The organism is Pelosinus sp. UFO1 (genome assembly GCF_000725345.1).
Lineage (GTDB): Bacteria > Bacillota > Negativicutes > DSM-13327 > DSM-13327 > Pelosinus.
Genome location: NZ_CP008852.1, coordinates 907,866 through 933,432 on the forward strand (window position 1 = coordinate 907,866; position 25,567 = coordinate 933,432).

At 37.2% G+C, this 25,567-nt stretch carries 18 protein-coding genes; 16 read left to right on the forward strand and 2 right to left on the reverse strand.

What is annotated here, in order from left to right; all coding sequences use genetic code 11:
* Positions 1-20 precede the first annotated feature (20 nt).
* The 5 genes from UFO1_RS04040 (at position 21) to UFO1_RS25125 (ending at position 8,731) form a co-directional block, all read left to right on the forward strand.
* Complete coding sequence (locus UFO1_RS04040) at positions 21-368, forward strand: hypothetical protein (protein ID WP_038668202.1); 348 nt, start codon at positions 21-23, stop codon at positions 366-368.
* A 117-nt stretch (positions 369-485) separates the two neighbouring features.
* Positions 486-2,054, forward strand: coding sequence for a pectate lyase (gene pelA / locus UFO1_RS23970; RefSeq protein ID WP_051788814.1), 1,569 nt, complete (start codon positions 486-488; stop codon positions 2,052-2,054).
* Between the two features lie 288 nt (positions 2,055-2,342).
* Positions 2,343-4,157, forward strand: a complete 1,815-nt coding sequence (locus UFO1_RS04050; RefSeq protein WP_051788815.1) for a sensor histidine kinase — start codon at positions 2,343-2,345, stop codon at positions 4,155-4,157.
* Positions 4,150-5,751, forward strand: a complete 1,602-nt coding sequence (locus UFO1_RS04055) for a response regulator (RefSeq protein WP_038668204.1) — start codon at positions 4,150-4,152, stop codon at positions 5,749-5,751. The genes UFO1_RS04050 and UFO1_RS04055 overlap by 8 nt, the downstream gene beginning before the upstream one ends.
* A 262-nt stretch (positions 5,752-6,013) precedes the next feature.
* Positions 6,014-8,731 (forward strand): fibronectin type III domain-containing protein, encoded by a 2,718-nt coding sequence (locus tag UFO1_RS25125; protein WP_051788816.1) that lies wholly within the window; start codon positions 6,014-6,016, stop codon positions 8,729-8,731.
* Between the two features lie 539 nt (positions 8,732-9,270).
* Here the strand turns inward: UFO1_RS25125 and UFO1_RS23975 are convergent.
* Together UFO1_RS23975 and UFO1_RS25130 are read right to left on the reverse strand one after the other, a co-directional pair.
* Positions 9,271-10,734, reverse strand: a complete 1,464-nt coding sequence (locus tag UFO1_RS23975; RefSeq protein WP_051788817.1) for an S-layer homology domain-containing protein — start codon at positions 10,732-10,734, stop codon at positions 9,271-9,273.
* A gap of 307 nt (positions 10,735-11,041) precedes the next feature.
* Positions 11,042-11,197 carry a hypothetical protein gene (locus tag UFO1_RS25130; RefSeq protein ID WP_158442773.1) on the reverse strand — a complete coding sequence of 52 codons (156 nt, stop codon included), beginning with the start codon at positions 11,195-11,197 and terminating at the stop codon, positions 11,042-11,044.
* A gap of 383 nt (positions 11,198-11,580) precedes the next feature.
* Here UFO1_RS25130 and UFO1_RS04075 point away from each other — a divergent pair, with 383 nt between their 5' ends.
* The 11 genes from UFO1_RS04075 (at position 11,581) to UFO1_RS04125 (ending at position 25,283) form a co-directional block, all read left to right on the forward strand.
* Positions 11,581-12,756, forward strand: a complete 1,176-nt coding sequence (locus UFO1_RS04075; RefSeq protein WP_051788818.1) for an alginate lyase family protein — start codon at positions 11,581-11,583, stop codon at positions 12,754-12,756.
* A gap of 114 nt (positions 12,757-12,870) precedes the next feature.
* Complete coding sequence (locus UFO1_RS04080) at positions 12,871-14,592, forward strand: methyl-accepting chemotaxis protein (protein ID WP_038668207.1); 1,722 nt, start codon at positions 12,871-12,873, stop codon at positions 14,590-14,592.
* 74 nt (positions 14,593-14,666) lie between these two features.
* Positions 14,667-16,028, forward strand: coding sequence for a glycoside hydrolase family 28 protein (locus UFO1_RS04085; protein ID WP_084159779.1), 1,362 nt, complete (start codon positions 14,667-14,669; stop codon positions 16,026-16,028).
* A gap of 159 nt (positions 16,029-16,187) precedes the next feature.
* Positions 16,188-17,147 carry a carbohydrate ABC transporter permease gene (locus UFO1_RS04090; RefSeq protein ID WP_038668209.1) on the forward strand — a complete coding sequence of 320 codons (960 nt, stop codon included), beginning with the start codon at positions 16,188-16,190 and terminating at the stop codon, positions 17,145-17,147.
* Entirely contained in the window at positions 17,144-17,977 is an 834-nt protein-coding gene (locus UFO1_RS04095; protein WP_038668211.1) for a carbohydrate ABC transporter permease, read from the forward strand. The genes UFO1_RS04090 and UFO1_RS04095 overlap by 4 nt, the downstream gene beginning before the upstream one ends.
* 66 nt (positions 17,978-18,043) lie before the next feature.
* The gene (locus UFO1_RS04100; RefSeq protein ID WP_038668213.1) at positions 18,044-19,375 is read left to right on the forward strand and encodes an extracellular solute-binding protein; all 1,332 of its coding nucleotides are present in this window, start codon (positions 18,044-18,046) and stop codon (positions 19,373-19,375) included.
* 86 nt (positions 19,376-19,461) lie between these two features.
* Positions 19,462-20,580 (forward strand): ABC transporter ATP-binding protein, encoded by a 1,119-nt coding sequence (locus UFO1_RS04105; RefSeq protein WP_038668216.1) that lies wholly within the window; start codon positions 19,462-19,464, stop codon positions 20,578-20,580.
* Positions 20,581-20,828: 248 nt separating this feature from the next.
* Positions 20,829-21,470, forward strand: a complete 642-nt coding sequence (locus tag UFO1_RS04110; RefSeq protein WP_038668220.1) for a lactate utilization protein — start codon at positions 20,829-20,831, stop codon at positions 21,468-21,470.
* A gap of 47 nt (positions 21,471-21,517) precedes the next feature.
* Positions 21,518-22,603 carry a glycoside hydrolase family 105 protein gene (locus tag UFO1_RS04115; RefSeq protein WP_038668221.1) on the forward strand — a complete coding sequence of 362 codons (1,086 nt, stop codon included), beginning with the start codon at positions 21,518-21,520 and terminating at the stop codon, positions 22,601-22,603.
* A 67-nt stretch (positions 22,604-22,670) separates the two neighbouring features.
* Positions 22,671-24,197 (forward strand): MFS transporter, encoded by a 1,527-nt coding sequence (locus UFO1_RS04120; RefSeq protein ID WP_038668224.1) that lies wholly within the window; start codon positions 22,671-22,673, stop codon positions 24,195-24,197.
* 99 nt (positions 24,198-24,296) lie between these two features.
* A complete protein-coding gene (locus tag UFO1_RS04125) occupies positions 24,297-25,283 on the forward strand; it encodes an alpha/beta hydrolase (protein WP_051788820.1) in 987 nt (328 codons plus the stop codon).
* Positions 25,284-25,567: the final 284 nt, after the last annotated feature.

Here is a 25,567-nt window from a genome sequence, read left to right on the forward strand (position 1 = left end):
AAAATATTTATAAGGATGTTTTGCAGACATATGGGACTGAAAATCGTGTAGTTCTGTGGAAAAATAATCACGATAAACCAAATGATGATATATTTCCTGGAAATATATCATCATTTGGTTTATTTTTGTTGAATTTCCTAGCATATTTTAAAATTAGGAACAAAGAAGATGGTGGAGTTAGTGTTGTTGTCTCAGTAGCAATAGAAGAAGCAAGTAAGATATCACAATATGATAAAAGAAGAGTATACTTTACAAAAATTAAAGGTTGTAAGCAAAGGAGTCTAGACTATATTTGCCAAGCATTGCTACCTAAGGTAAGATTGTTGATTCTATGTATTCTTTTTGAGATTGTATTAAAATTTCCTTAAAAAGTTAAATAGTTTTCTTAAAATATCTAATTAATAAATAATAGAAAGTCTTATAAAATGAGATGTAGAAGAGGTTCAGTATATGGATAGAAAAAATAGTTAAAGGAGAGCTATAACTTGAAAAGAACGAAAATTGTGATAATATCAAGCGTGTTTGCTGCACTTATATTTACTACACCGATGAAATTTGGTTCTGCGGCAGAGAAGAACGCAGTATTGCCACTGGAACCGCAAGTCAGAATCATCACCATGATTATGGAGGAACCCAATTTTTCTGATAATGGAGCTTATCATGAATTGGAGGAGGGGCTTTATACTAAGCCGCTGACGAAAAATAATGTGGTTATGGCCCCACTTAAGGATGTCATGGAAACCATTGGTGGAAATTTTGAGTGGTCTGAAAAAGAAAATAAGATTGTTTTAGAATTGAATAACAATAAAGTAATCTTATTTGTAGGCCAAAATAAAGCAATAGTAAATGGCAAGGAGAAAGTTAGTGAAGTTGCTCCTGAAATTATTGAGGGCAGACTTTTTTTACCAGTGAAATTCTCTATGGAAAACCTAGGCTGTTTATACAGATGGGATGCAAAACGCACCATGGTGTATGTGATTGCCAATGTGACGCCAAAAGGGGACAACCTCCCATTAGAACGCGGAGGCAAAATTACGATTGCCAATATGGCAGAGCAGCCTAAAGAGTGGTATGGAACGTTGGAGGCTCAAAAAGTTGCTGACGTTATTTTGGGATATCAAAATAGTGATGGCGGCTGGATCAAATTAGCTCCGAATGTAAACGTTACAAAACCAATCGTGGGCGTGGGTGAGCTTAATGCGGGAACACGTAAGTCTACGATTGATAATGATACTACGAGTACGCAGATACGATTGTTAGGCAAAGTTTATTCGGAAACAAAAATTGCAAAATATAAAACAGGCTTTTATAAGGGACTGGATTACCTTCTCAATGGGCAACTAGAAAATGGCGGATGGCAGCAATTTTTCCCTGTTGCAACTGGTTACCAGAAGCTGATTACTATCAATGATGATGCCATAACGAACGTTCTTGAATTGATGCGTGATATTGAGAATAAAGAAGAAGGGCTTGCTTTTGTGGATGAAAGACATATTGCCCAAGGCAAGACTGCTTATAATAAAGGGTTAAATATGCTTTTAAATACGCAAATTCGTGTCAATGGCAAGAAAATAGCCTGGTGTCAGCAGTATACTCCCGATACACTGGAGCCTGTTATGGGGAGATCATTTGAACTTGCTTCTTTTAGTAGTCAAGAAAGTACGAAAGTAGTAAGGTTCTTAATGAGTATTGATAACCCAAGCCCTGAAGTGATTGATGCGATACAGTCAGCTGTGTTATGGCTAGATTCTGTTAAAATTAATGGTATTAAAGTGCAGGAGAAAAAAGATCCTACTACGGATTCAGGACTTGACAGAACGATTGTTAATGATCCAAAGGCTACTCCTTTATGGACACGCTTTTATGAAATTGAGAGCAATAAACCTCTGTTTGCTAATCGTGATAGTTCAAAAAAATATAGCTATTGGGAAGTAAGCACGGAAAGAAGGACGAAATACAATTGGTTTAGCAAAGAGCCATTGAAATTATTAACTGAGGACTACCCTAAATGGCAGAAAAAATGGGCACCGGAAAATAATGTGTTATTGAAGTAAAAGTCATATTTTGTTTAACATTCAATCGGAAGTTCTATGTGGCTATAGGCTCAACAAGCAGAGGGATACTGCAGTTGAGCCTATTAGCTATCTATTATCATTGAACCGGTCCTTCACTTATAGCAGGTATTTATCGAAATAAGCAGAATATGGGTTAAGGCGTAAAATTATTGTAAACCGAATTTATCCCTTATGATTTTTCAATGAATTCATACTATTCTTAGTTCATTATTAGTAATTGACGTGATCATGATAATTCTAAATATGCAGTAGTAAAGGAGGGACGACTTGAAAAAGTTAAGGATGTTGGTTAGATGGCTGAATGATAAACTTGCGCGCAAGTTTCTTTATTCATTTAAATCTACTATTCTCAGTGTGTATATCCCAATCATTATTTTTTTCATCTTTATTACAGGCATGGCATCCTATCTTTTAGCTGCTGCGCAAATTGAGGATAATGCATATCGTAACATTAACACGATCGTTTTTCAGACAGGAAATTACCTGGATAATCGGTTTGCCGATGCACTGCAGCAATTGACGGCACTGTCGAATGAACCTGATATTCTAACGGTTATGAATAAAGACCCTGAGGATATTAGTCCTGAAGATTATCTTAAAGTACAATCTCATGTTAATGGAATTCGATCCGTTAATGGTACATTAATTGACTCAATCTATATTAACTTTCATAATGGTAAATTTATTTTTTTCAGAGGCGACGACTCTAGTACTATGATCAAGTTTATATATATGCAGTATCGTAGCCGCTATAAAGACAATCCTTATGATGTGTATTGGCAAAACTCGCATCTTGGATACGAGAAAGGTGAAAGGCATGTAAGTTTGTTTAAACTCTTTGGCAAAGAAAATGCAAAAATTAATGGAATTATTTTATTTAATTTACGCTATGATTTTTTTGAGAAGGTTTTTAGTAGTTCATTACTTAATAAAAGTGGGTATTTAATGTTAGTTAGCCCAGAAGAGATAATGACTTTTAAAAAAATCGATGAAAAATATCAGGTAAATAGCGAGGTAGTAAAGCAATTACAACAAGCCAAAACTAGAGAGGGGCAACTTGAGTTTGATAATCCGCAGGGGAAGAAGATGGTTGTAATTTATAATACCTTGCTTACGAATCAGTGGAAGCTTGCAGCTGTATTTACACAGGATGAGATTCTAGATCGAGTTAGGTATATTAAATATATTACATTATCCCTAATTGTTTTGTTAGTTATTGTTGCTGTTTTTTTGACAAATGTGCTTGCAATTTATATTACAAAACCGATTTCAGTTTTGACAGACAGTATGAAACGTATACAGGGAGAGAATATAAATTTTGTTTCTGATACTCACCCCTTAAATGAGATGGGGGTTTTAAATCAGGGGGTTGAAGATTTAGTAGAACGAGTCAAAAATTTGGTAGAGCAGATCAATATCGATCAAGAAACAAAAAGGCAATTGGAATTTTCGGTGATACAAACCCAAATTCATCCACATTTTTTGTATAACACATTGTATTCTATTAAAGGTTTATGTGATATGGGTTTGAATGAAGATGCCAGTGCAATGATTACAGCTTTATCCAACTTCTTTCGCGTAAGTATTAGTTGCGGTAAGGAAATCATTAGCGTTGAGGAAGAGATGTCACATATACGCAACTATTTATTTATTCAAGAGATGCGCTATGGCGATGCCTTTTCATATGAGATTAATGTAAAGCCAGATATTCTATCTTATAGTATTGTCAAATTAACGTTACAGCCTTTGGTGGAAAATGCAATTTACCATGGTGTAAAACAAAAGAGAGGAATTGGTTGGATTAAGGTAAATGGCTATGAGCAGGATGGGCTTTTATGCTTTGAAGTGCAGGATAATGGACTTGGAATGAGTCATGAGCGGTTACAAGAAGTCCGTGGCAGTTTGAATAATAGAGGATTTGGACTAGAGAAGGTTGGGCTCGGTGTTCGTAGTGTTCATGAGCGACTCCAACTTCATTATGGAAAAGAAGCTGGATTGCAGATAGAAAGTAAGTTAAATGAGGGAACGATAGTAAAGGTAATCATTCCGATGAAACAATTGGAGGATAAGTTAGATGCATAGGATTTTGATTATTGATGACGATCGGATTATTCGTAAGGGCTTAGCTAAGACAATTCCTTGGGAGGAACATGGGTTTCAGCTTGCAGGGGAAGCAGCTGATGGAGAGGAGGGGCTTAGACTCATTGAAGAGTTCCATCCTCACATAGTAATATCTGATATTAGGATGCCATTTATGGATGGCTTGGATATGGCACGCATTGTTAAGGAACGGTATCCGATGATTAAATTAATTCTTTTAACAGGATATAATGATTTTGCTTATGCACAGCAAGCCATAAAAATAAGGGCATTTGATTATTTACTCAAGCCAGTAGATAAGGAAATACTACTTGAAAAAGTAAAAAAAGCAGCGGAAGAATGGGATAATGAGAATCGAACACAGCAAAAAATAAGTGAAGCAAATCCCTTTTTTAGACAAGCATTCTTAAAAACGTTGTTAGAATGTCGAGAAGAAGAAGAGGAGCTATTGCGGGAAGCTCGGTCCTTAGGTATTGAATTAGTAGGTAAAACCTTTATTGTTTTTCTAATCAAAGTAGATGAATCTTATAAAGATGTTTCAGGGAAGGCAGAATCTCTTGAAAAAAGAGAAGCGCTAAAGTATTGTGTCTTTAATATTTGCGAAGAATTAACTGCAGGAGAAAAAAAAGGCGGAGTTGTTGGCTTAGAGAAAGATGAACTTGTTTTAATTTATTCCGCGAATGAAACACCTAAGGATGCAGAAGCAAACGCACGTAATTTTGCAGAAGAGATTAAAAATATCGTAAAAGAATATTTAAAAATAACTGTGACAATTGCTATAGGAGGAGCTTATCAGGGTATTTCCTGTATTAGGTCGTCCTATCAGGATGCTAGGTCCGTCATTAGTTTTCGCCATTTTATTGGTAAGGACAAGGTATTTTCAATGCTAGACATTGGCGATCTGCCTAGTAAAAGTCGTATGCAGATTCAGTGGGACGAGGATGAGCTTGTAAACAAAGTGAAGTTAGGTTTAGTGCAAGATGCTATGGGGATTATCCATGATCTAGAATGTGAAATCATGCAGCAAAATTACATATCCCTATATCACGTTCGCCTTCTTGCTGTGCAATTAATAATATCATTATTTAGAGGGGCGGCAGAGTGGGCACAAGAATGGGAGAAGGCACAGAGGGAAAACGTATCTCTCTACTATAACCAAATAAACGAAATGCAAACGATTAGGGAAATTATGAATTTAATTAGGCCAGTTGTTTCTGCTCTTGCCGAGTTTATGACAATCCAGCGTGAAAGTCATAGTTATGGTGTCATAGGGGAAGCCGCAAAATATATTGAAGAACACTATGCAAAACAAGGACTGTCACTACAAGAAGTAGCTAAGCATGTTCATATGAATTCGGTTTATTTAAGTACACTGTTTAAGCAGGAAAAAAATATTAATTTTTCCGATTTTTTATTACAGATAAGAATGAATAAAGCAATGGAACTTTTGAGAAGTAATAACATGAAAACCTATGAAGTAGCGGAGGTAGTGGGATATAGTAGTCCGGAATATTTTAGTGTATGTTTTAAAAAATATACGGGAGTTCCGCCTATTGAATTTAAAAATAAGGTATAAATTACATAATAAAAGAGGTTTATACAGTAAAATGTATGAGCCTCTTTTGTGTTATGAATTAAATCACCATCTGTTGGCAAAACATTTAAAAATGTTAACTAACGTATTTAGAGGTTATTCAAAGAATATTAAAATATTAGATAAGTGTCTTAAGATGTTTAATTCCCATAAATTTCATATGTATATAGAATGTAAATAGTTACTTTTATGGTGATTTGATAATGGCTAGTTAGTCGAGTTTGGAAAAAGGAGAAATGATTGGATGAAAAAAGCAAAGTATTTATCTCTTATGCTAGCTGTGGTCTTTACTTTTTCGGCAGTTTTTGGTTTTGCTCTGCCAGTAGAAAAAGCCTCTGCCGCAGCTATTGTGCAAGCGCCTCAAAATGTCCAAGTACCTGCATTAGCATATGATGAAAAAAGCATTACTTTAGTGTGGGAAAAACCAGCAGTATATGATAATGTTGTAAACTACAATATTTATATGGATGGAAAACTGGTTGGTACGGCGTATGACAATAAGACTTCACCAGCTAAACCGTATATGGACAAATTCTATGCAGACAGTAGCAATCAGGATGCGCAGAGAATTACCATGCATAACTATACGGCAACTGGCTTAAAACCGAATACTACTTATAAGTTCACCGTTCGGGCAATTGATAAAGCTGGTAATGAATCACCGCAAAGCAAGGTGGTAACTCAAGTTACTACTGCGGTGCCTAAAGCATTCAACATTGTGGACTATGGTGCAGTTGGTGATGGTACTACTAGTAATACCAAAGCCATTCAAGCAGCGATTGACGCTTGTACGACTGGTGGCAAAGTAGTGGTTCCAGCAGGTGTATTTAAAACAGGTGCTATTTGGTTAAAAAGTAATATGACCTTAGAAATTAGTAAAGATGCAACTTTGCTGGCAACTGAAAATGCAGATGAGTATGTATATGGTAATCTACCATACATGTACTCGACGGATACCCGCTTTTATTCTCTGATTAATGCCCACACTTTTGATTTTGGCAGTATGTCCAATATTCGAATTGTAGGTGAAGGCACAATCGACGGGAATGGATGGAAACAAATTGGGGTTGACAAGGAAGATCCATCATTGCCTGTATATGCAAGCCCGTTAAATGCTGCAGGACAGTCAGACCTTAAGGAAGTTCTCAATATTGGCATAACGGCCAAGACTACTGTGGAAAGAGCGGTAGGTATGGGGATGACGATGAAAGCCGTATACCCTAGACGACCAAGTTTAGTCAATTTTAGAGGTGTAAATAATGTGTACTATAATGGGATTACAGTAATAAACCCTGCAAACCATACGTTGATGAATGCCAACTGCAATAATGTGACAGTCAATGGTGTAATTTTTAAAACTTATGATTGTAACAATGGGGATGGGATTGAATTTTCACATGGCTCGGGGTTAATAGTATTTAACAACTTCTTTGACACTGGCGATGACGGCATGAATTTTGCGGCAGGTCAAGGGGCGGTTGGCAATAAAGAAGAACCAACACAGAATGCTTGGATTTTCAACAACTATTTCCGTCATGGTCATGGTGCTATTGTAACAGGCAGCCACACTGCTGCTTGGATGCAAAATATTTTGGCAGAAGATAATATCATGAACGGCGTCGACGTAGGATTACGTTGTAAAACTAATGGACCTACTGGTGGTGGTTCCAGAAATATTGTGTTTAGGGATAATGCATTAAAAAATATTCAATTGCAAGGGTTTATCTTTACTTCGGCTTATTCCGATCCGAATGCGGTCATGGAATTTGAACCTGCAGCTGAGCCAGGACGATTCAAGGACATAACAGTGCAGAATTGTACAGTCGATGGTACTGGTAAAGCTTCTATTGAAGTGGCGGGCAATGCAAACGGTTATCATGAAAATATCAACTTTGAAAATGTTAGATTCCTTCATGCTAAACCTGTGCTACTTGATTATATGAAGAATAGTTCTTTTAAGCATGTTGTGTTTGACAATACGGAAGAACCTTGGAAAATTACAAATTCTACTGGACTTTCCTTTGACAAAAAGACTACACAAAATTCTGCATCACTGGATGCAGAGTCCGCACCGATTTGGTCTGCTGCAAGTTCGGTGACAGCAGGTGAAATAGGTGAGACAAGTGTGGTAGTAAGCTGGTCTGGGGCAATTGATAATGCAGCTGTGGCTAAATATAACATACTAGCTGATGATATTGTTGTAGCTACAGTAGCAGGCAGTGAAGTGAGTAAAAAAGTTACTGGGTTTGCACCAGGTGAAACTTATAAGCTTAAGGTAGAAGCGATTGATGCAACCGGTAATGTTACCACAACAGGTCCTAGCTTGCTTGTTACAACAATGGGGATAAAAAGTACAGAACCTCCTATCGTGTCGACTGATAGCGATAGTGTGAAATTGGCGAACATCGGCACTACATGGGTAAACTTGACTTGGAAGCCTGCTACAAGTCAGTATGGTATAAAACAGTATGTCGTGTATGCAAATGATAAACAGGTTGCTGTTCTTGATTCCAAGGTTAAATCCTATAATATTGGCGGACTTACTGCTAATGAAAAATATACCTTTAAGGTAAAAGCTATAGATGTTTCCGGTAATGAAACTATTTATAGTGTACAGCCTGAAGGTACTACTAAACCGTTATATGATCTTGGTGCGCCAAAATGGGCAGCTAAGAGTAGCATCACGGCTAATGAAACTAGTACCAGTGTAACCCTTAGCTGGCCTGCAGCAACGGATGATAAAGCTGTTGTTGGCTACAGAGTATACAAAGATGGTAATGCGATTAGTCCAAATGGTGAATCTATGAATACGGCGAATACCGTATATACGGTTAATGACACCACATTTGCCATTACTGGTTTGTCGCCAAATACCAAATATACATTCAAAATAGAAGCTGGCGATGCAATGGGCAGATGGACAGGAACTGGGCCAAGCATAACAGTAACTACATCGAAGTAGAAAAAGGCATTCCATATTCTAGTTAAGTAAACGAACAAGTTGAATTTTTCAGCTTGTTCGTTTTTAATAAACAAATAGTTGGAGAAAAGATAGTCTCGTTGAACAGTTAGCTAGGCAAAAGACTCAACAAGCAGCGTAATACTGCAAGTTGAGTCTTTAATAATATCTGCATGCGAACTGTCAATAACCATCGCATAGCGATTTCGTCCTTTGGAGACTACTCCGTTTTTCAGAACATGATCCGATTGTCTTTGAGCACAGAGAACTGCTGCTAGACAGCGTACAATAAACTTCTTTTAAATCAGAAAATCATTCCTGCAATAAATTGAGTTGAGTGATTTTATGGAAGCCCTTTACAATGATGATGATGTTGTTGTTGTGCGGATGTACATTGATATATTCTGCACGTCTGTTAAAAGGGTTAACTGGTGATCCTGAGGTGATTAGAGCTGAATGATGCTGACTCTTTTAAGGCAACAGGCACCCTACGATTTGCGTAGGGTGCCTGTTTGACTACATCTTTTGTCAAGTTATTTAGATTAGAAGAATAATTCCATCTGAGCATATGCCATATGTTTATTGTCCGTACCGGCAATATCATTCCCATTTACAGATTTACCAGCAATGTAGAAAGCTTCAAATTTAGTATTTTTAATGGGGGTGTAATCAAGACCAACTTCCACGCCTTTAATATTGTTCATACGAGCTGCCTTAGCATTATCATGACGGAAACCAGTGGTCATGTCACCGCGGTCAAAACCGTCATCAGCATATCTGTAACCGACCCAAGAACCCCAGGAGCCAACTTTGCTTTTATCCACTTTACCATAATCTAGTTTAATTTCATAGCCTTTAGGTTTATCGTTTGTAAACAATTTACTATCAAGAACACCACCAGTTGTTGTTGTTCTAATTCTAGCAGCTCTGTTTTCAGCATATTCAGCACTTAATGCTAAATTGTCCCAGCCAGTATACTTAAAGCCGACACCTATTGTGTCATAGCTAGCACCGTACTCTTTTCTATCTTGGAGAGGATTCTTTAACCATTGAGTAGCCATAGTGAAGTCTGGGCTGAAAGAGTATTTTAACTGAGCCAGTTTGTACCAGGTGTTTTTCTGGCTGAAAGAAGCAACTGCTTTAGTAGCATAAGTTTGCTTACCATTTTTATCAAGAACAGGCGTGACACCATCTGCTTTATAAACAGGTGTAGTAGCATAAGTAGTAGTAGTATCAGCACCGCCATGTTTCATAGCATACAAGTCTAAAGTTACTTTATTGCCGATAGTAACGCCTGCGCCGTCCCAGTTATCTTTATCCCAGCCGGTATAGGCATTGAAGGTTTTGAAATTGCCGCGGCCAGCGAGTACATGAATACCGGAAACATCACCTTCAATATAAGCACGAGCCAGGGTATTTAGGTTGTCACTGCCGCTGCCACCAAATTTAGCAGCTTGCGATTCATAACGGGCATTTACTTTCCAGTTGTCATCCAAAGGACCAGTCATATTCAAGCGGTACCGAACTTGGCCATTTTTCTGTTTGTCAGAGGCATCATTGTCGAAACCAAGAACGCCATCACCAGCATAATCGTAGCGGAAGCGTAATTCACCGCCAATTGTCATTTTGCCAAGAGCGTTAACTTTCTTTTCTAAATTTTTCACACGAACTCCCAAATTGTTGAGTTCGTTAGCATATTCTGCAGAAAGTTTATCAATCGCAGCTTTATTAGCAGCATCTGCTTTGTCGACATGGGTCATTGCTTTGGCAACCAATGAAGCCATTTCATAACGGGTGATAGCGTTATCACCGCGGAAATCGCCATCTTTATAGCCATCAATAAGGCCTGCTTTTACTAGTTGTGTCACGGCAGGATATGCCCAATGGTTGGACGGAACTGTTGTAAACGGATTTTCCGTTCCGGTTGCCGCAAGTGCTGTACCTGTAACACTACAGCCAAGCATTACAGCAAGTGCCAGAGCTAAACTTTTTTTCGTTTTTTTCATTTTTTTGTCCCCCTATTTTTTTTAGAAGGGGAGTCAAATAGAGTCTATTGAGTTGCACATGTTTCCTCAACAGTTCTATTCTATCCCAATTATATCTATTACCATCATTAGAATTGTCTGGAAAAACCTAATAAGTACCCCATCCAGGCAGTCCCGATGGTCAAAGATCACGAATAAGTTATTGTATTAAAAACCATCTTCTTTCTAGTAGTGCATTTTTTTACTTATTTGAAAAAATGTCTACTTTTATGTTAAACAAATATTAACTTTTTGCGAATTCAATATATTAAGATTATTCTTCAATTTCTTAATATATTGAATAGCGTTCATTTTTGATATATATGACATAAGGGTGAGTTAGGTTAGCAGGCGCATCTTGTAAAGCTATTTGAATCGTTTTGTAGGTTTTATGTTTGTTTGCTATAAATCCATTGGTTTTTCCGGAAAGCTGAATCATTCCCATTGGTTTTAGGAATCCTCCGTCGAAGGTACGATCGTATTGCCTAAAATGTTAAATTATCATCTTAATATTTTTAATTCACAGGAAATTGTTTATTGCTTAAACTAGGGAGGTAATGCCTATGTAAAAGTGAAAAACTATTATCCGAATTATTGGCATCTATTTTGACATTCTGCCAAATTTACAGTTTGGAGGGGTGCAAAAGCAAGTTCGGCCTGTACAGCCATCAAATTCTGCAATGGACATGGATTCCATTACATGTCTTACGTTATTACAGGAAAAAAATTGAATGGCTATAGCATTAGATGATGCTATAGCCATTCAATTTGATTATATTAAGAAGAACATTCGTTCATTTAACGAATTACAGAGGTGGATAAGGTAAGATGAAGTGGTTATTAAAAACAACAGCAGCAATAATCCTTAGTACTCTAACTTTGTTGCTGCAACAACCTGCAGTTAAGGCAGAAAGTTTTTTACATTATGAGCCTATAGAAATAAAAAGCCTATCAGAGGAGCAGGTCTTTCTTGAACTTGCAGAAACTCTTCAATCCATTCTATATGCAGCGGATATGGCTTTAAAAGAAACACCTGATAGCGTGACACACAAAACCATACTTCCACCATCAGGTGATCCTCATGATTATGTAAGTATCGGTAAATATTGGTGGATTGATACTGAGCAACCTAGTGGATCACCCTATACCAATCAGGATGGGCGAATTAATCCAGAGGGGAATGAATCATCACGGTATGATCATAATCGCCTTATTAGAACAGCAAGTAATATTCATAAACTTAGCCTTGCTTATTATCTTACAGGTAAGGCGGAATATGCTGCGAAAGCAATTGAGTTTCTTGAAGTATTTTTTATAAATACTGAGTCTCGTATGAACCCGAATCTTGATTTTGCCCAAGGCATTCCTGGAAAAGTTTTAGGTAGAGGATCGGGGATTATAGATACTGTCTGTTTGATCCAAATAACAGATGATTTAAGAATGCTAGAAAAATCACCATTGTACTCTAAGGATGACGCCGAGGCTATGAAGCAGTGGTTCAGTAGTTATTTGGACTGGATGCTGACAAGTAAATATGGAATTCATGAATCGAAAGCGTCTAACAATCACGGTGTTTGGTATGATGCACAACTGAGTGCTTATGCTTTGTTTATCGGTAATCGGGATCTTGCTGCCCAGATTGTTAGGGAAGCTGCAGCCAGGAGAATTGACCAGCAGATACAGCCTGACGGAAGCTTACCCAAAGAACTTGCTAGAACAAAATCAATGAGCTATACAACTTTTAACTTGAGAGCATTTATTACTATGGCGAGAGTAGGTAACCAGGTTGGGGTTAATATCTGGGACTATAGTAGCCCTGATGGTCGAAATATAAAAAAAGCAATTGATTATCTCATTCCCTATCTTGAAGGTACTGCACAGTGGCAGTATGAACAGATCGTACCCTATCATGAGCCGGGTTTTGCTAGGTATTTATATTTGGCAAAAATTCAGTATGGGACACATGAGTATGACCAGGCTATCCAAAATCTTTTAAAAAATTAAGAATCTTAAGAAAGTAAATACTTGTCTTAAGATGTTAGATTCTCTGGAAAGTCATTGCAAACTATAATAGATTTGTATTTGGATTAGTAAGAGATTATAAGGTAGGGTGTAGAAGTGTTGAAATTGAACAACGTTAGTATTGTGTATAAACTCTTTATATTGTTGGTTATTTCTATTGTAGGAGTGGGTATAGTAGGATACACTGGTTATTCCCATTTACTAAAAACAAATCAGGATATGAACGCTATGTACCAAGATCGATTAATTGCTGTAAAGTTAATTAATGAAAATATTGGTCATTTTCGTTTCATACAAGCATTTGTGTTTGAAGCGATGGTTACTGTAGATGGGGCCCGGAAAGAGGCGGTGGTAAAAGCCATAGATCTTAGGGATGAGATGTTTAATAAAAATATTATAGAGTATGAAAAAAATAACTTGAATGCAAAAGAGATAGAACAATTGAAGGAAATGAAAATTGCCATGGAAAAATATCGTGATGGGCGAAAAAGAATCATGAATTTAGCTATGGAAAACAAAAGTGCAGAAGCATATAAAGAATATGTTACAAACGTGTTGCCTTATTCCAATATCTTTATAGACTTGTTAAAGAAAATAGCAGAGGATAATACAAAAGCGGCTGATGAACTCAACAAACAAAATGGTGAAGCGTTTATTCGTGCGAAAAACTTAATTGGTGGTAGTTTTATCGGGGTGTTAAGTATCATGGGATTAGTTAGCTTTTACATTGGTAGAAACATAACCAATCCTATGAAAATAGGTACTAGCCATTTGTGTGAAATGGCAAAAGGAAATTTTTCTATTGATGTACCTAAAAAATTGCTAGAAAATAAAGATGAATTCGGCATCATGGGACAAGCCTTTCATATGTTAAATCACAATATGAGGATGTTAGTACAAAAGATTGGACATTCTGCGGAGAAGTTGGCAGCAGCATCAGAGCAATTAACTGCTAGTGCCGAACAATCTGCGGATGCCTCAAATCAAGTAGCTGCTTCAGTGACTGATATTACCTTTGGAACCGAGAGACAGGCAAGTGCTCTGAAGGAAACGACTGGAGTTATGGAAGAGATGTCTCGTCAAATTCAAATTGTGGCAGATAATACAGAACAAACTGTAGTCTTATCTGAAAAGACAGCTGTAGCATCTAAGAATGGTACTTATTCGGTCAGTGTTGCATTAGAACAAATGAGAAATATTGAAAGAACGGTCAATACATCTGCAGAGGTTGTGACTAAGTTAGGAGAGCGCTCCAGTGAAATTGGACAAATTGTTGGCACTATCTCTACGATTGCTGGACAGACGAATCTTTTAGCGTTAAATGCCGCTATCGAAGCGGCAAGAGCTGGAGAGACGGGGCGAGGGTTTGCCGTCGTTGCGGAGGAAGTAAGGAAACTAGCGGAACAATCTCAGGAGGCAGCGGAGCAGATTTCTACTTTGATTCATGGGATTCGCAGGGAAACAGATAGTGCTGTTACCGCAATGATGGCAGGAACGCGAGAAGTCGTAAGCGGAATGGTAGCTGTCAATGGAGCAACGACTGCCTTTTCAGATATTGCTGATTTGGTGAATTCTGTATCTGGTCAGGTACATACCATTTCTAGTGCTATGAAGAATGTACTAGAAGGAAGCAGGCACGTGAATTTAGTAATGAAGAACGCCGCTGATATTACTACAACTACATCCATGGAAGTACAGAATGTATCAGCAGCCACACAAGAACAATCAACAGCTGCGGCTGAAATTGCATCCTCTAGTCGAGAACTAGCAAAATTGGCGGAAGAATTGCAGATTACAATGCATCAGTTTAAGGTATAAAGTATTTAGCCATTTTTAATATATTCGCTTATGGAAATAAAACTAAGGGTTACTTTGTGATGGAGGTAAATATTATGAAGTCTGAACACATTATGGATCATGGGGCAGAAGCAGAACAAGGGTGGGGGAAACTAGAGGATATTCTAAGTCAAATTACGCCTCCCATTTTTCCGAATCGGGATTTTGTGATAACAGATTATGGTGCGGTTGGGGATGGGATAACGGATTGTACAGATGCTTTTAAGAAAGTAATGAATGTGGTGAATGCAGCTGGTGGAGGGCGGGTGATAGTTCCCTCAGGAATCTATCTTACAGGCCCAATCCATTTTAAAAGCAACACCAATTTGTATATTTCGAAAGAGGCTACGATAAAATTCAGCCAAGACTTAGAGAAGTATTTACCGATGGTGTTAAATCGGTTTGAGGGAGTAGAACTGTACAACTATTCTCCGTTAATCTATTCCTACGGGGCAATAAATCTGGCGATTACTGGAGGGGGTATTTTAGATGGAAATGGTGATAATGAACATTGGTGGCCATGGAAAGGGCTAACGCAGTACGGCTGGCAAGTAGGGCAGCCCCATCAAGCTGAGGATCGCGATGTGCTTTTTGCAATGGCGGAACAGAATGTACCGGTAGAGGAAAGAAAATTTGGTAAGGGACATTATTTGCGTCCAAGCTTTATCCAGTTTTATAACAGTAAAAATATTTTAATTGAGGGTGTAACAGTAAAGGACTCTCCCATGTGGCAGATTTCTCCCATTCTGTGTGAAAATATTACGATTGATAAGGTGAGAATTATTGGACATGGACCTAATACGGATGGTTTTGATCCCGATTCTTGCAAAAATATGTTGATTAAAAATTGTTATTTTGACAACGGAGATGATTGTATCGCCATTAAATCAGGCAGAAATGGCGATGGTAGGCGGATCAACATTCCCTGTGAAAACATTGTGATTCAGAATAATTACATGAAGGATGGGCATGGGGGAATAACAATCGGAAGTGAAATATCAGGGAGTGTTCGCAACGTTTTTGCTGATAATAATGTGATGGACAGTCCCAATTTAGATCGCGCTTTACGGTTTAAAACCAATTCTGTACGTGGCGGTATCATTGAAAATATTTACTTTAGAAATACAGTAGTAAAAAGTATTGGAGAAGAAATCCTTATTGTAGATATGGATTATGAAGAAGGAGATGCTGGAGAACATACGCCCATTGTTCGTAATATCTTTGTTGAAAATTTAGAGAGCTATGGCGGGAAAACCGGAATTTTGATGAGCGCATATGACCGCACTCCCATTACAAATGTACAATTCAAGAACTGTACATTGCACGATGTAAAAACGCCCTTTGTGTTGAAGAATGTTGAAAAATTAATATTTAAAAATGTCAGTATTAATGGAAAATATTATGATGACATAAAATAAATTTTAAAAGAGTGCAAGCCATATTTGGTTTGCACTCTTTTGCATAGCGGCAATAACATATTAAAATATTTAATAGTTATCTTAATATATCAAATTCTTAGAAAATTGATTTTATTCTATAATGACAATAAGATAAAAGAATGAGGTGAACAGATATCTATGCAATTACAACGAAAAGATAAAGCACTAAAAAAACAGGCAAAAGGGCGGCAATCTTCTTATCAAGAGAGTACGTTTGATTTCGAGAAGTGGCTTCCCTATCTTTTTATCTCGCCTGCGCTTGTATTTATCGCAGGATTCTTATTTTATCCTCTAGGGAATGTATTTTACTACAGTCTGCAGAACTATAATGCAAATACGCCTTTCTATAATGGTTTTGCAGGCTTAGATAATTTTATACGCATATTAACCCAAGATCCTCAGTTTTACGCTAGTTTGTGGATTTCGGGTAAATGGGTAGGGTCACAAGTTTCACTTCAAGTAATATTTGGAATGAGTATTGCCCTAATTTTAAATCAAAAGTTTAAATTCCGTACCTTCTTTAGAGCTGCTGCCTTTACACCATGGGCTATTTCAGGTGTACTGACTTCCGTTATGTGGTCCTTAATGTATAATGAGCACATGGGCGTTATTAATGATTTATTCTTGAAATTAGGTGTCATTGACTATAAGGAGGCATGGATAGCAGATCTTGATACCGTCTTTCCAGCAGTTGTGGTTGCAGAGCTTTGGCGTGGAATTCCGTTTTTTGCCATTACTTTACTATCTGCTTTGCAAAGTATTCCTGATGAGCTTTATGAGGCAGCAAAAGTTGACGGGGCGGGTCGCATAAAAACTTTTATCCACATTACCTTACCCCAACTGAAGAATACTCTTGTTTTGACAACACTATTACGTTGTGTTTGGGAGTATAATAACGTTGATTTAATTTTCAACTTGACAGGCGGTGGACCGGCTCATCACACCACTACTCTGAGTATGTATGTTGCTGAACTAGCGATTCGTGAAAATAATTTTGGTTATGGCTCAGCGATAACAGTGATAAGCTTTAGCATTTTGCTTATATTTGTTGTTACATATCTGAAAATCAGTCGCATGGAAAGAGGTGCTGAGGTATGATAAAGACTCCAAAAGTGGAACGATTTTTTTCGTTATATTTTCCATTGCTAGTAACTATGACATTTATCATGTTCCCCTTTTACTGGACAGTAAATACAGCCCTCAAGAATGAGGGGGATATTGTCAAGACACCGTTAGAATATATTCCAAGTCAAATTACCTTCGATAATTTTATAAATGCCTGGAATAATATTGGATTTGCAATCTATTTTAAAAATAGTTTATTTCTAGCTGGATGTACTGTTGTATCTGTTGTTTTTTTTGCTACTCTAGTAGGATATGCCTTAAGTCGCTACCGTTTTAAAGGGAAAAAAGCATTTTTATTGTTGTTGTTGTGTACTCAGTTTGTACCTGGGGCAATGCTAATTATTCCTCTTTTTATCATCTTTAAAAACTTAGGGCTTATTAGCAATCCGCTTTCACTTATTATTGCCTATACAACCTTCCAAATACCTTTTAATTCGATTCTTATGAACGGGTTTATCTCTAATGTACCAGTACAACTTGAAGAAGCGGCAATGGTTGATGGATGCAGTCGTTTACAAGCCATACGCCATGTGATTTTTCCCTTATTGTTACCTGGAATTGTTGCTACGGGCGTGTTCACTTTTATCTATGCTTGGAATGAATTTTTATTTGCCTTTATGCTTACGAATAAGGCAGCAAACTTCACACTTTCGGTTGGTTTAAGTTACATGATGGGTGAATTTAACATTAATTATGGTGCCCTTGCAGCAGGTAGTGTAATTGCGTTAGTCCCTGCAATTATCATGTTTGCCTATGCGCAGCGATATCTAGTCAATGGCATGGGAGGTGCTGTTAAGGGATAGGTTAATTTTCTTGTCTAGAAGGTAAGCAATCTTAAAAATACGAAACAAGAAGGAGTGATGTTAACCATGTTCACAAAAGGTACTAAGGCTCTATTGTCTGCCTGTGTCTTGAGTTCGCTTGTACTCTTGTCTGGGTGCGGACAAAAAGATGTTGCCACCCAGCCCAAAACGGGGGAAAAGGTCAATATTGTATTTTGGGACGAAAATGCAGGTCCTGATCGTACTCCATACTATGAAGTATTGATTAAAAAATTTGAAGCCCAGAACCCCAACATTCACGTTGAGTATGTTGGCCTTCCTAAGAAATCAGCAAAACAAAAAATTGATACTGCCATTGCAGCCAATGACCTTCCTGATGTATCGGGTATTCAAACAAGCTGGATAGCAGATTTTACCGCGCGAAAAGTATTATTGGATCTAGATCCAATGTTTGATAAATGGAGTGAGAAGGAAAAAATCTCTCCGTCGATCATACAATCCAACCGTGATATGGTATTGGATAAAAAACTATACCAAATTCCAAATACGATGAATATGGAAATTCTATGGTATAGACCTGATTGGTTTAAAGAAGCAGGGGTAAAGGTTCCTGAAAATTGGGATGAGTTTTTTGATACTGTTGAAAAAATGACAGATAAAGAAAAAAATCGTTATGGATTTACCATCCGCGGTGGTGATGGTGCAGCAATACAATTACCAAGAATGATGTTTGCTTATTCCGGTTATACTGATTTTTTTGACGCAAATGGTAAGTGCCGGATTAATGATCCTAAACATGTTGAATTTGTTAAAAAGTATTTAGCCCTTTATAAAACCTTTACACCGAAGAGTGATGTAACGAATGGTTATAAAGAAATGGTTGCTGCTTTTGATACGGGTGCTGTTGCTATGGTACAGCATAATATTGGTTCCTACTCAGAACATAAAAAGTCTATGAAACCAGAACAATATGCTCCGTTAACCTTGCCTAAGACAGCAGATGGTAAGGTAATACAAGAAGGTGGAAATACAATTGGGTATGGTATTTATAACACTTCCAAACACCCAGAAGAAGCGTGGAAGTTTGTAAGTTTCTTATGTTCGCAAGAAAGTCAAAGTTATTGGAATCAAAGTATTGGTCAAATTCCTACACACTTAGATTCACTAAAAGAGCCATGGGCGAAAGAATTGCCTCATATGCAACTTGCATTCAAGGTGCTCTCCGATCCTAACCTTAGATTCTATCAGCCTCCTATGTATTTGCCTGAATATCGTTCCATTCTGGATCAAACAGGTGACCCAGGTATTCAAGCTGTAATGACTGGTAAGAAAACAGTAGAAGAGTTTCTCAATGAGTGGGCTGCCACTTTTGAAAAGTCAAAACAAAAATATGATGCGTACATAGCAGGCAAAAAGTAATCCCATTGTGGCAAGGAATATCGATATGAAGAATAGTAGGTGTAAGTAGCAATTGGATATAATAGGGGAAAGGTAGAGTGTAAACGATGGCGGGTGTGAAGTTACAGAATATATATAAAAGATATGGTGATACAACAGTCGTTCATGATGTGAATTTGGAAATCAAAGATAAAGAATTTGTCGTCTTAGTTGGACCTTCTGGATGCGGAAAATCAACAACTTTACGTATGATTGCTGGTTTAGAAGAAATTTCTGATGGAGATATGTACATCGGAGATAAAAGGCTGAATAATATACCGCCTAAAGATCGTGATATTGCAATGGTTTTTCAAAACTATGCACTATATCCTCATATGGATGTATATGAAAATATGGCATTTGGGTTGAAGATGCGTAAGTTTGCCAAAACTGAAATTGATAAACGGGTACAGGAGGCCGCAAGTATTTTAGATTTAGAGCCTTTGTTAAAACGCAAGCCAAAGGATTTATCGGGTGGCCAGCGTCAGCGTGTAGCGTTAGGTAGGGCGATCGTCCGTGAGCCACAGGTTTTTCTAATGGATGAGCCACTATCCAACCTTGATGCTAAACTTCGTGTGCAAATGCGCACGGAAATCAGTAAGTTACAGAAGAGATTGCAAACTACTACTGTTTATGTAACCCATGACCAAACAGAAGCTATGACAATGGGAGATCGTCTGGTAGTTATGAAAGACGGAGTGATTCAACAAATAGCGACACCTGATGAGATATACAATGCTCCTACTAATATGTTTGTAGCCGGATTTATTGGTTCCCCTGCAATGAACTTCATTGATGGAGTTTTATGCGGGCAGGGAAATGACGTAATGTTTACGGCTTGTAATGTTGCATGGAAACTTACTGAAGATCAGGCAAAAAAAATAAGCAGCTTAGGTTATCTTGAAAAAGAAGTGATAGTAGGCATACGCCCTGAAGATATTCGTAAGGATACTTCTTCTATTGAGCCAGATACAAGAAATATATATAAGACTTGTATTGAAGTTCAGGAAAATACCGGGGCAGAAGTATATTTGCATTGCACAGGTTTTGCTGATAAAATGCTCACTTTACGGAGTGATTGTAGTATGAAGATGAAATGTGGAGAAACAGTTACTTTAAGTATAGATATGGCGAAGGCGCATATTTTCGATAAGAGTACTGAGCAAAATATTATGCTGTGTAAATAATTTCTGATCTTCTTTGATCAAAAGATGTTCCTTAGCAAAACTTATCTTGATGAATTATAGGAAAGTACCCAATGATTGCAAAAGACCATTGCAATCATTGGGTACTTTTTTCATTTGCCAAATAATGAGATTTGGCAAAATCTTATTAAAATAGTAAATAATTATCTTAATATATCAAATTCTTAGGAAATTCTTTTCGTTCTATAATGGAGTCAAGTTCAAACAGTATTTAAGGAGGTGAGTTGTGAATGGATAAAATGAAAAAATGGAAGAATCTTTGTAAAGCAAAGGATATTGTAGAAGTATTAAATAAAAAACATTTTAAGGCTTCCTATGTGGAAACTTTAGAAGAAGCCAGGGATAAACTCCTTGAAATGATAGAAGAAGGAGCCAGTGTTGCCATTGGCGGATCGACAACCTTAAGTGAAATGGGATTGGTTGATATTTTAAGAAACGGCAAGTATAAGTTTTTTGATAGGTATCAAGATCTCCCTTTTGATCCGGATATAGTAGAGATACACAGAAAATCTCTTACTGCAGATTTTTTGGTGACAGGTACTAATGCTATTACTAAAAATGGAGAGTTAGTGAATACAGATTGTACTGGAAACCGGGTTGCACCAATGATTTTTGGCCCTAAGAATGTCATTATCGTAACAGGGGTTAATAAAATTGTAGGTAGCTTAGAGGATGCTTTTAAGCGAATAAGAGAAATTGCACCGATGAATGCTAAAAGAATAAAACATGAAACACCCTGTGTAGAAACTGGAACCTGTGTAGACTGTGATTGCAAAAAAAGAATCTGCAATTTTACTACGATTATTCACAATGGCATCAAGTTTGAAGGCAGAATCAAAATCATAATTATAGCCGATGAAATTGGATACTAGCGGAACATATTCAGTTAACGGCAGAACTGAAAATAAGAGGTGAAAATATGAAAAATTATGCACAATGGATGGCAGACTCTATCATAGCAAGGAAAACAAATTTAACAGATCACTGGGGATATGAATATGGCTTAACTTTAGATGGTTTTATAAAAGTGTGGCAACAAACGGGGGACAAGAAATATTTTGATTTTATTGTAACGACAATGGATCATTTTATACAAGAAGATGGCTCAATAAATGGGTATCGCTTAGACGAGTATAATATTGATCATTTAAATAACGGAAAAATATTAATAACCTTATATAAGGAAACTGGAAATGAAAAATATAAAAAAGCATTACAGCTCATCAGAAAACAAATCGATACTCATCCGCGTACCAAGGAAGACGTTTTTTGGCATAAAAATATCTACCCTCATCAAATTTGGTTAGATGGATTGTATATGGGAGCAACATTCTATGCTGTGTATATAAAAGAGTTTGGAAATATAGCAGAATTTGATGATGTGGCTACCCAGTTTATAATATCTGAGAAAAATTTGAAGGACGAAAAAACAGGTCTTTTATACCACGCTTGGGACGAGGCAAAAGAACAGCCTTGGGCAGATAAAAAAACAGGATTATCACCACATTTTTGGGTAAGAGCAATGGGCTGGTATGTGATGGCATTAGTTGATACATTAGAAGTTTTCCCAGAAGAAAATAAAAATCGGGAAAAACTAGTGACTATATTTAACGATTGTATGCAAGCCTTACTGAAGGTACAAGACAAAGCTAGTCATGTGTGGTATCAAGTTTTGGATGCGGGAGATCGAAAAGGTAACTATTTAGAATCATCAGGATCATCTATGATCGTATATGCTTTACTAAAAGGCGTAAGAAAAGGATATCTGCCAGCAAGCTTACAAGAAACTGCAAAACAAGCCTATCAAGGATTAGTTGACGAATTTATCCTAGAAACAAAAGAAGGATTAATCAATTTAAATAAGGTTTGTTATGTGGCAGGACTAGGGGGAAAAGACAAAAGAGATGGTACCTTTACTTATTATATAAGTGAACCAATCATCAGCAATGAGCCAAAAGGTTTAGGTCCGTTTATATTAGCTTCTGCCGAAAAAAAATCATTTTAAATTGATCATACTTGTATTGAAATAAATTTTAGAATAAGTAAGAAATTTAAATAGTTGGAGGTTTATTATGGCTAGAAAAGTAACGCTAAAGAATATTTTGGGCTATGCTTCTGTAAACTTTTTAGGAGGTGGAGCTCAGTTACTAATATCCTTGTGGCTCATGTATTTTTATACTACGATGTGTAATTTGAGTGCGGTACAAGCTGGTCTTATTTTTACTGTGGCAAGGTTATTAGATGCTGTTGGTAATCCCATCATGGGCTTTATAACTGATAACTTTCGCAATACAAGACTGGGGAGAAAGTTTGGTCGAAGAAGATTTTTTATTCTCATGGGCGTACCTACCGTAGCGATTGTATACCCTTTATTATGGATTACAGGCCAATCCTTCACTTATTATCTTATTATGAATTTACTATATGAAGCAATATTCACCATGGTTATTGTTCCCTGTTCCACTTTGCCTGCAGAGATGACGCAGGATGCTGGTGATAAAGCTAAGCTAACGGGAGCAAAACAATTTACTGGTACAATCGCCAATTTTATTGCATCCTTTATACCTGGCCAATTTTTTCTAATGTATGGAAAGAATTCTCCAGAAGCCTTTTGGATAACTGGTCTTGTTTATGGACTCTTGACAGCCTTTACATTACTATTAGTGTGGGCCTTTACCTTTGAACGTGATCCTAAAGAAGTAGAATATAATAGTAATATCGGCAGTATTTGGTCAATTTTACCTCAGATTTGTTCAGATGTAGCATCAAGTATGAGGATTAAAACCTTTAGACTACATTGTGTATTGATGGGGGTAGGCGGTATATTCAAAAATCTAACTACTGGCGTGTTTACCTATTTTGTTATATTTGTTTTAATGTTAGACACGGTTGCCACTGCGAAGATAACAAGTGTTATGGCTTTTGTTGCCCCGGTAGTGTTAATGTTCTATATCGGGACCTGTTATAAGTATGGCGGACCTGTCACTTACAAAATATCTACTATATTTGTTTTTGCGTCATTATTTGGATATTATGCATTGACTACAGGGATTTCTACAGGATTGGTAATGATGGTAACTATTTTTGCAATAATCAATACCATAGGGAGAACCGGTATTGATTATGTACCTGTATTTCAGTTAGCATTTATGGCTGATATAGATGAAGCCGTAACAGGGCAAAGAAGAGAAGGACTTTTTTCTGGAGTTAATTCCCTACTCTCGAAAGTAGCAACTGCAGTAGAAGCAGCACTCCTTGGCTTTGTGTTACAGGCGTATGGCTTTAAAGCAGGCGTTACTGTGCAACCAGAGAGTGCAATACTTGGAATCACTGTTTTAACCATAGGTGCTCCATTTATACTACTGGGAATAACATGGATTGCTTCTACTAGACTGAAGTTAAATAAAGAAAGACATAAAATTTTGGTGGATGAAGTTCATCGGTTAAGAGCCGGCGGTTCTATGAAGGACGCTACAATAGAAGCAAAAACTGCTTTCAAAGAATTAACCGGGTGGGAATATAAAGAATGTTGGGGAAACAATAATGTAGTACGTACAAAAATACATAATACTAGTCAAGTGGTGGGAAAATTAGGCTAACGTTACCTTTTTAATAAAAATAGCATTTGTAAACCTAGCAAAAGTGGGTTTTCAAATGCCATTTTTATATACAATAATAAAAAAAGAGGAGTTAATAAAATGAAAAAGAATAGAACTTCTGATTTTTTTACAATAGTAAGTGTTTTTGTTTTTTCCATCTGTATATTGATTCAGGCCGTTATCCCATCGTTTGCTGCAAGCTCACCAGCAACTAATGAAGAGATTTTTCTATGGCCTGGCGTAGCTCCTGGTTCAGAAGGATTAAATCTTTCTGAAATTGTGAAAGATGAAAGCGAAGATCCAAAGATACAAAGTCGTGGTATTACAAAAATAGTGAAACCATCTATTACTGTATTTATGCCTGAGCAAAAGAATGGTATTGCTGCATTAGTTGTTCCAGGTGGCGGTTACACTCAAAATGTTTTTGACAAAGAAGGGACTGATATTGCCAAGTGGCTTAATAATATAGGGATTACTGCTTTTGTTTTGAAATCACGTCTACCTGGAGAAGGACATGCTGATGCAAAGCATGTTCCATTACAAGATAGCCAAAGGGCACTCAGGATCATTCGCAGTAATGCTGCTCAGTGGGGGCTGAATACACAGAAGGTTGGAGTTGTAGGTTTGTCTTCAGGAGGACATCTCGCTTCTATGCTTGGTACTAACTATGATAAAAAAGTATATGTTCCTGTTGACCCTGTCGACGAGGAAAGTGCTAGACCAGATTTTATGGTGCTTGCTTATCCTCCCGTTTCTACCAATGCACGAATTCCACAAAATGGACCGGAAAAAACTCCATTAAGTCCAATAGCCAAGCAGGAGCTATATGACGAATATCCAACAGATTTGCAAATAACCAAAGATACACCAAAAACTTTTATTGTTACAGCTGATGATGATCCTAAAGTACCTAGTGAAAATGCAGTCCGCTTTTACATGGGGCTTAAGAAAGTTGGAATCCCAGCAGAACTTCATATTTTTATGAATGGTGGTCATGGCTTTGCTATTCGCAATGCCAAAGGTGCAGTAGCAGCATGGCCGGAACTTTGCCGGGAATGGATGATTGAAATAGGTTTGTTTAAATGAGGTAAGGAGGATCAACCCTTAGCTTTACAGTCAGATTGAGTTAGCTTTGTGATAAAAGTAGAACCTGCTTATTTGATTATAATAAGGAAAGTATGTGATCATTTCACAAAAAAACCGAATCGATTTATGAAATGATCACAACCATATTCCGTTGACTGTCTCTAGAAAGTCTGTTATTCTAAAAAAAACATAACAATTCCTGTAAGGGATATAGTCAAAGAAGACTGGAAAGCAATGTATATTATATATGCATGATTCCAGTCTCTTTTTAACGGAATCAGAAA

Coding starts and splice junctions, on each gene's coding strand:
- UFO1_RS04075 (WP_051788818.1), top strand. CDS start 11,581: ATGAAGTGGTTATTAAAAACAACAGCAGCAATAATCCTTAGTACTCTA.
- UFO1_RS25125 (WP_051788816.1), top strand. CDS start 6,014: ATGAAAAAAGCAAAGTATTTATCTCTTATGCTAGCTGTGGTCTTTACT.
- UFO1_RS04100 (WP_038668213.1), top strand. CDS start 18,044: ATGTTCACAAAAGGTACTAAGGCTCTATTGTCTGCCTGTGTCTTGAGT.
- UFO1_RS04120 (WP_038668224.1), top strand. CDS start 22,671: ATGGCTAGAAAAGTAACGCTAAAGAATATTTTGGGCTATGCTTCTGTA.
- UFO1_RS04115 (WP_038668221.1), top strand. CDS start 21,518: ATGAAAAATTATGCACAATGGATGGCAGACTCTATCATAGCAAGGAAA.
- UFO1_RS25130 (WP_158442773.1), bottom strand. CDS start 11,197: ATGGGAATGATTCAGCTTTCCGGAAAAACCAATGGATTTATAGCAAAC.
- UFO1_RS04095 (WP_038668211.1), top strand. CDS start 17,144: ATGATAAAGACTCCAAAAGTGGAACGATTTTTTTCGTTATATTTTCCA.
- UFO1_RS04055 (WP_038668204.1), top strand. CDS start 4,150: ATGCATAGGATTTTGATTATTGATGACGATCGGATTATTCGTAAGGGC.
- UFO1_RS04090 (WP_038668209.1), top strand. CDS start 16,188: ATGCAATTACAACGAAAAGATAAAGCACTAAAAAAACAGGCAAAAGGG.
- UFO1_RS04125 (WP_051788820.1), top strand. CDS start 24,297: ATGAAAAAGAATAGAACTTCTGATTTTTTTACAATAGTAAGTGTTTTT.
- UFO1_RS23975 (WP_051788817.1), bottom strand. CDS start 10,734: ATGAAAAAAACGAAAAAAAGTTTAGCTCTGGCACTTGCTGTAATGCTT.
- UFO1_RS04105 (WP_038668216.1), top strand. CDS start 19,462: ATGGCGGGTGTGAAGTTACAGAATATATATAAAAGATATGGTGATACA.
- UFO1_RS04110 (WP_038668220.1), top strand. CDS start 20,829: ATGGATAAAATGAAAAAATGGAAGAATCTTTGTAAAGCAAAGGATATT.
- UFO1_RS04085 (WP_084159779.1), top strand. CDS start 14,667: ATGAAGTCTGAACACATTATGGATCATGGGGCAGAAGCAGAACAAGGG.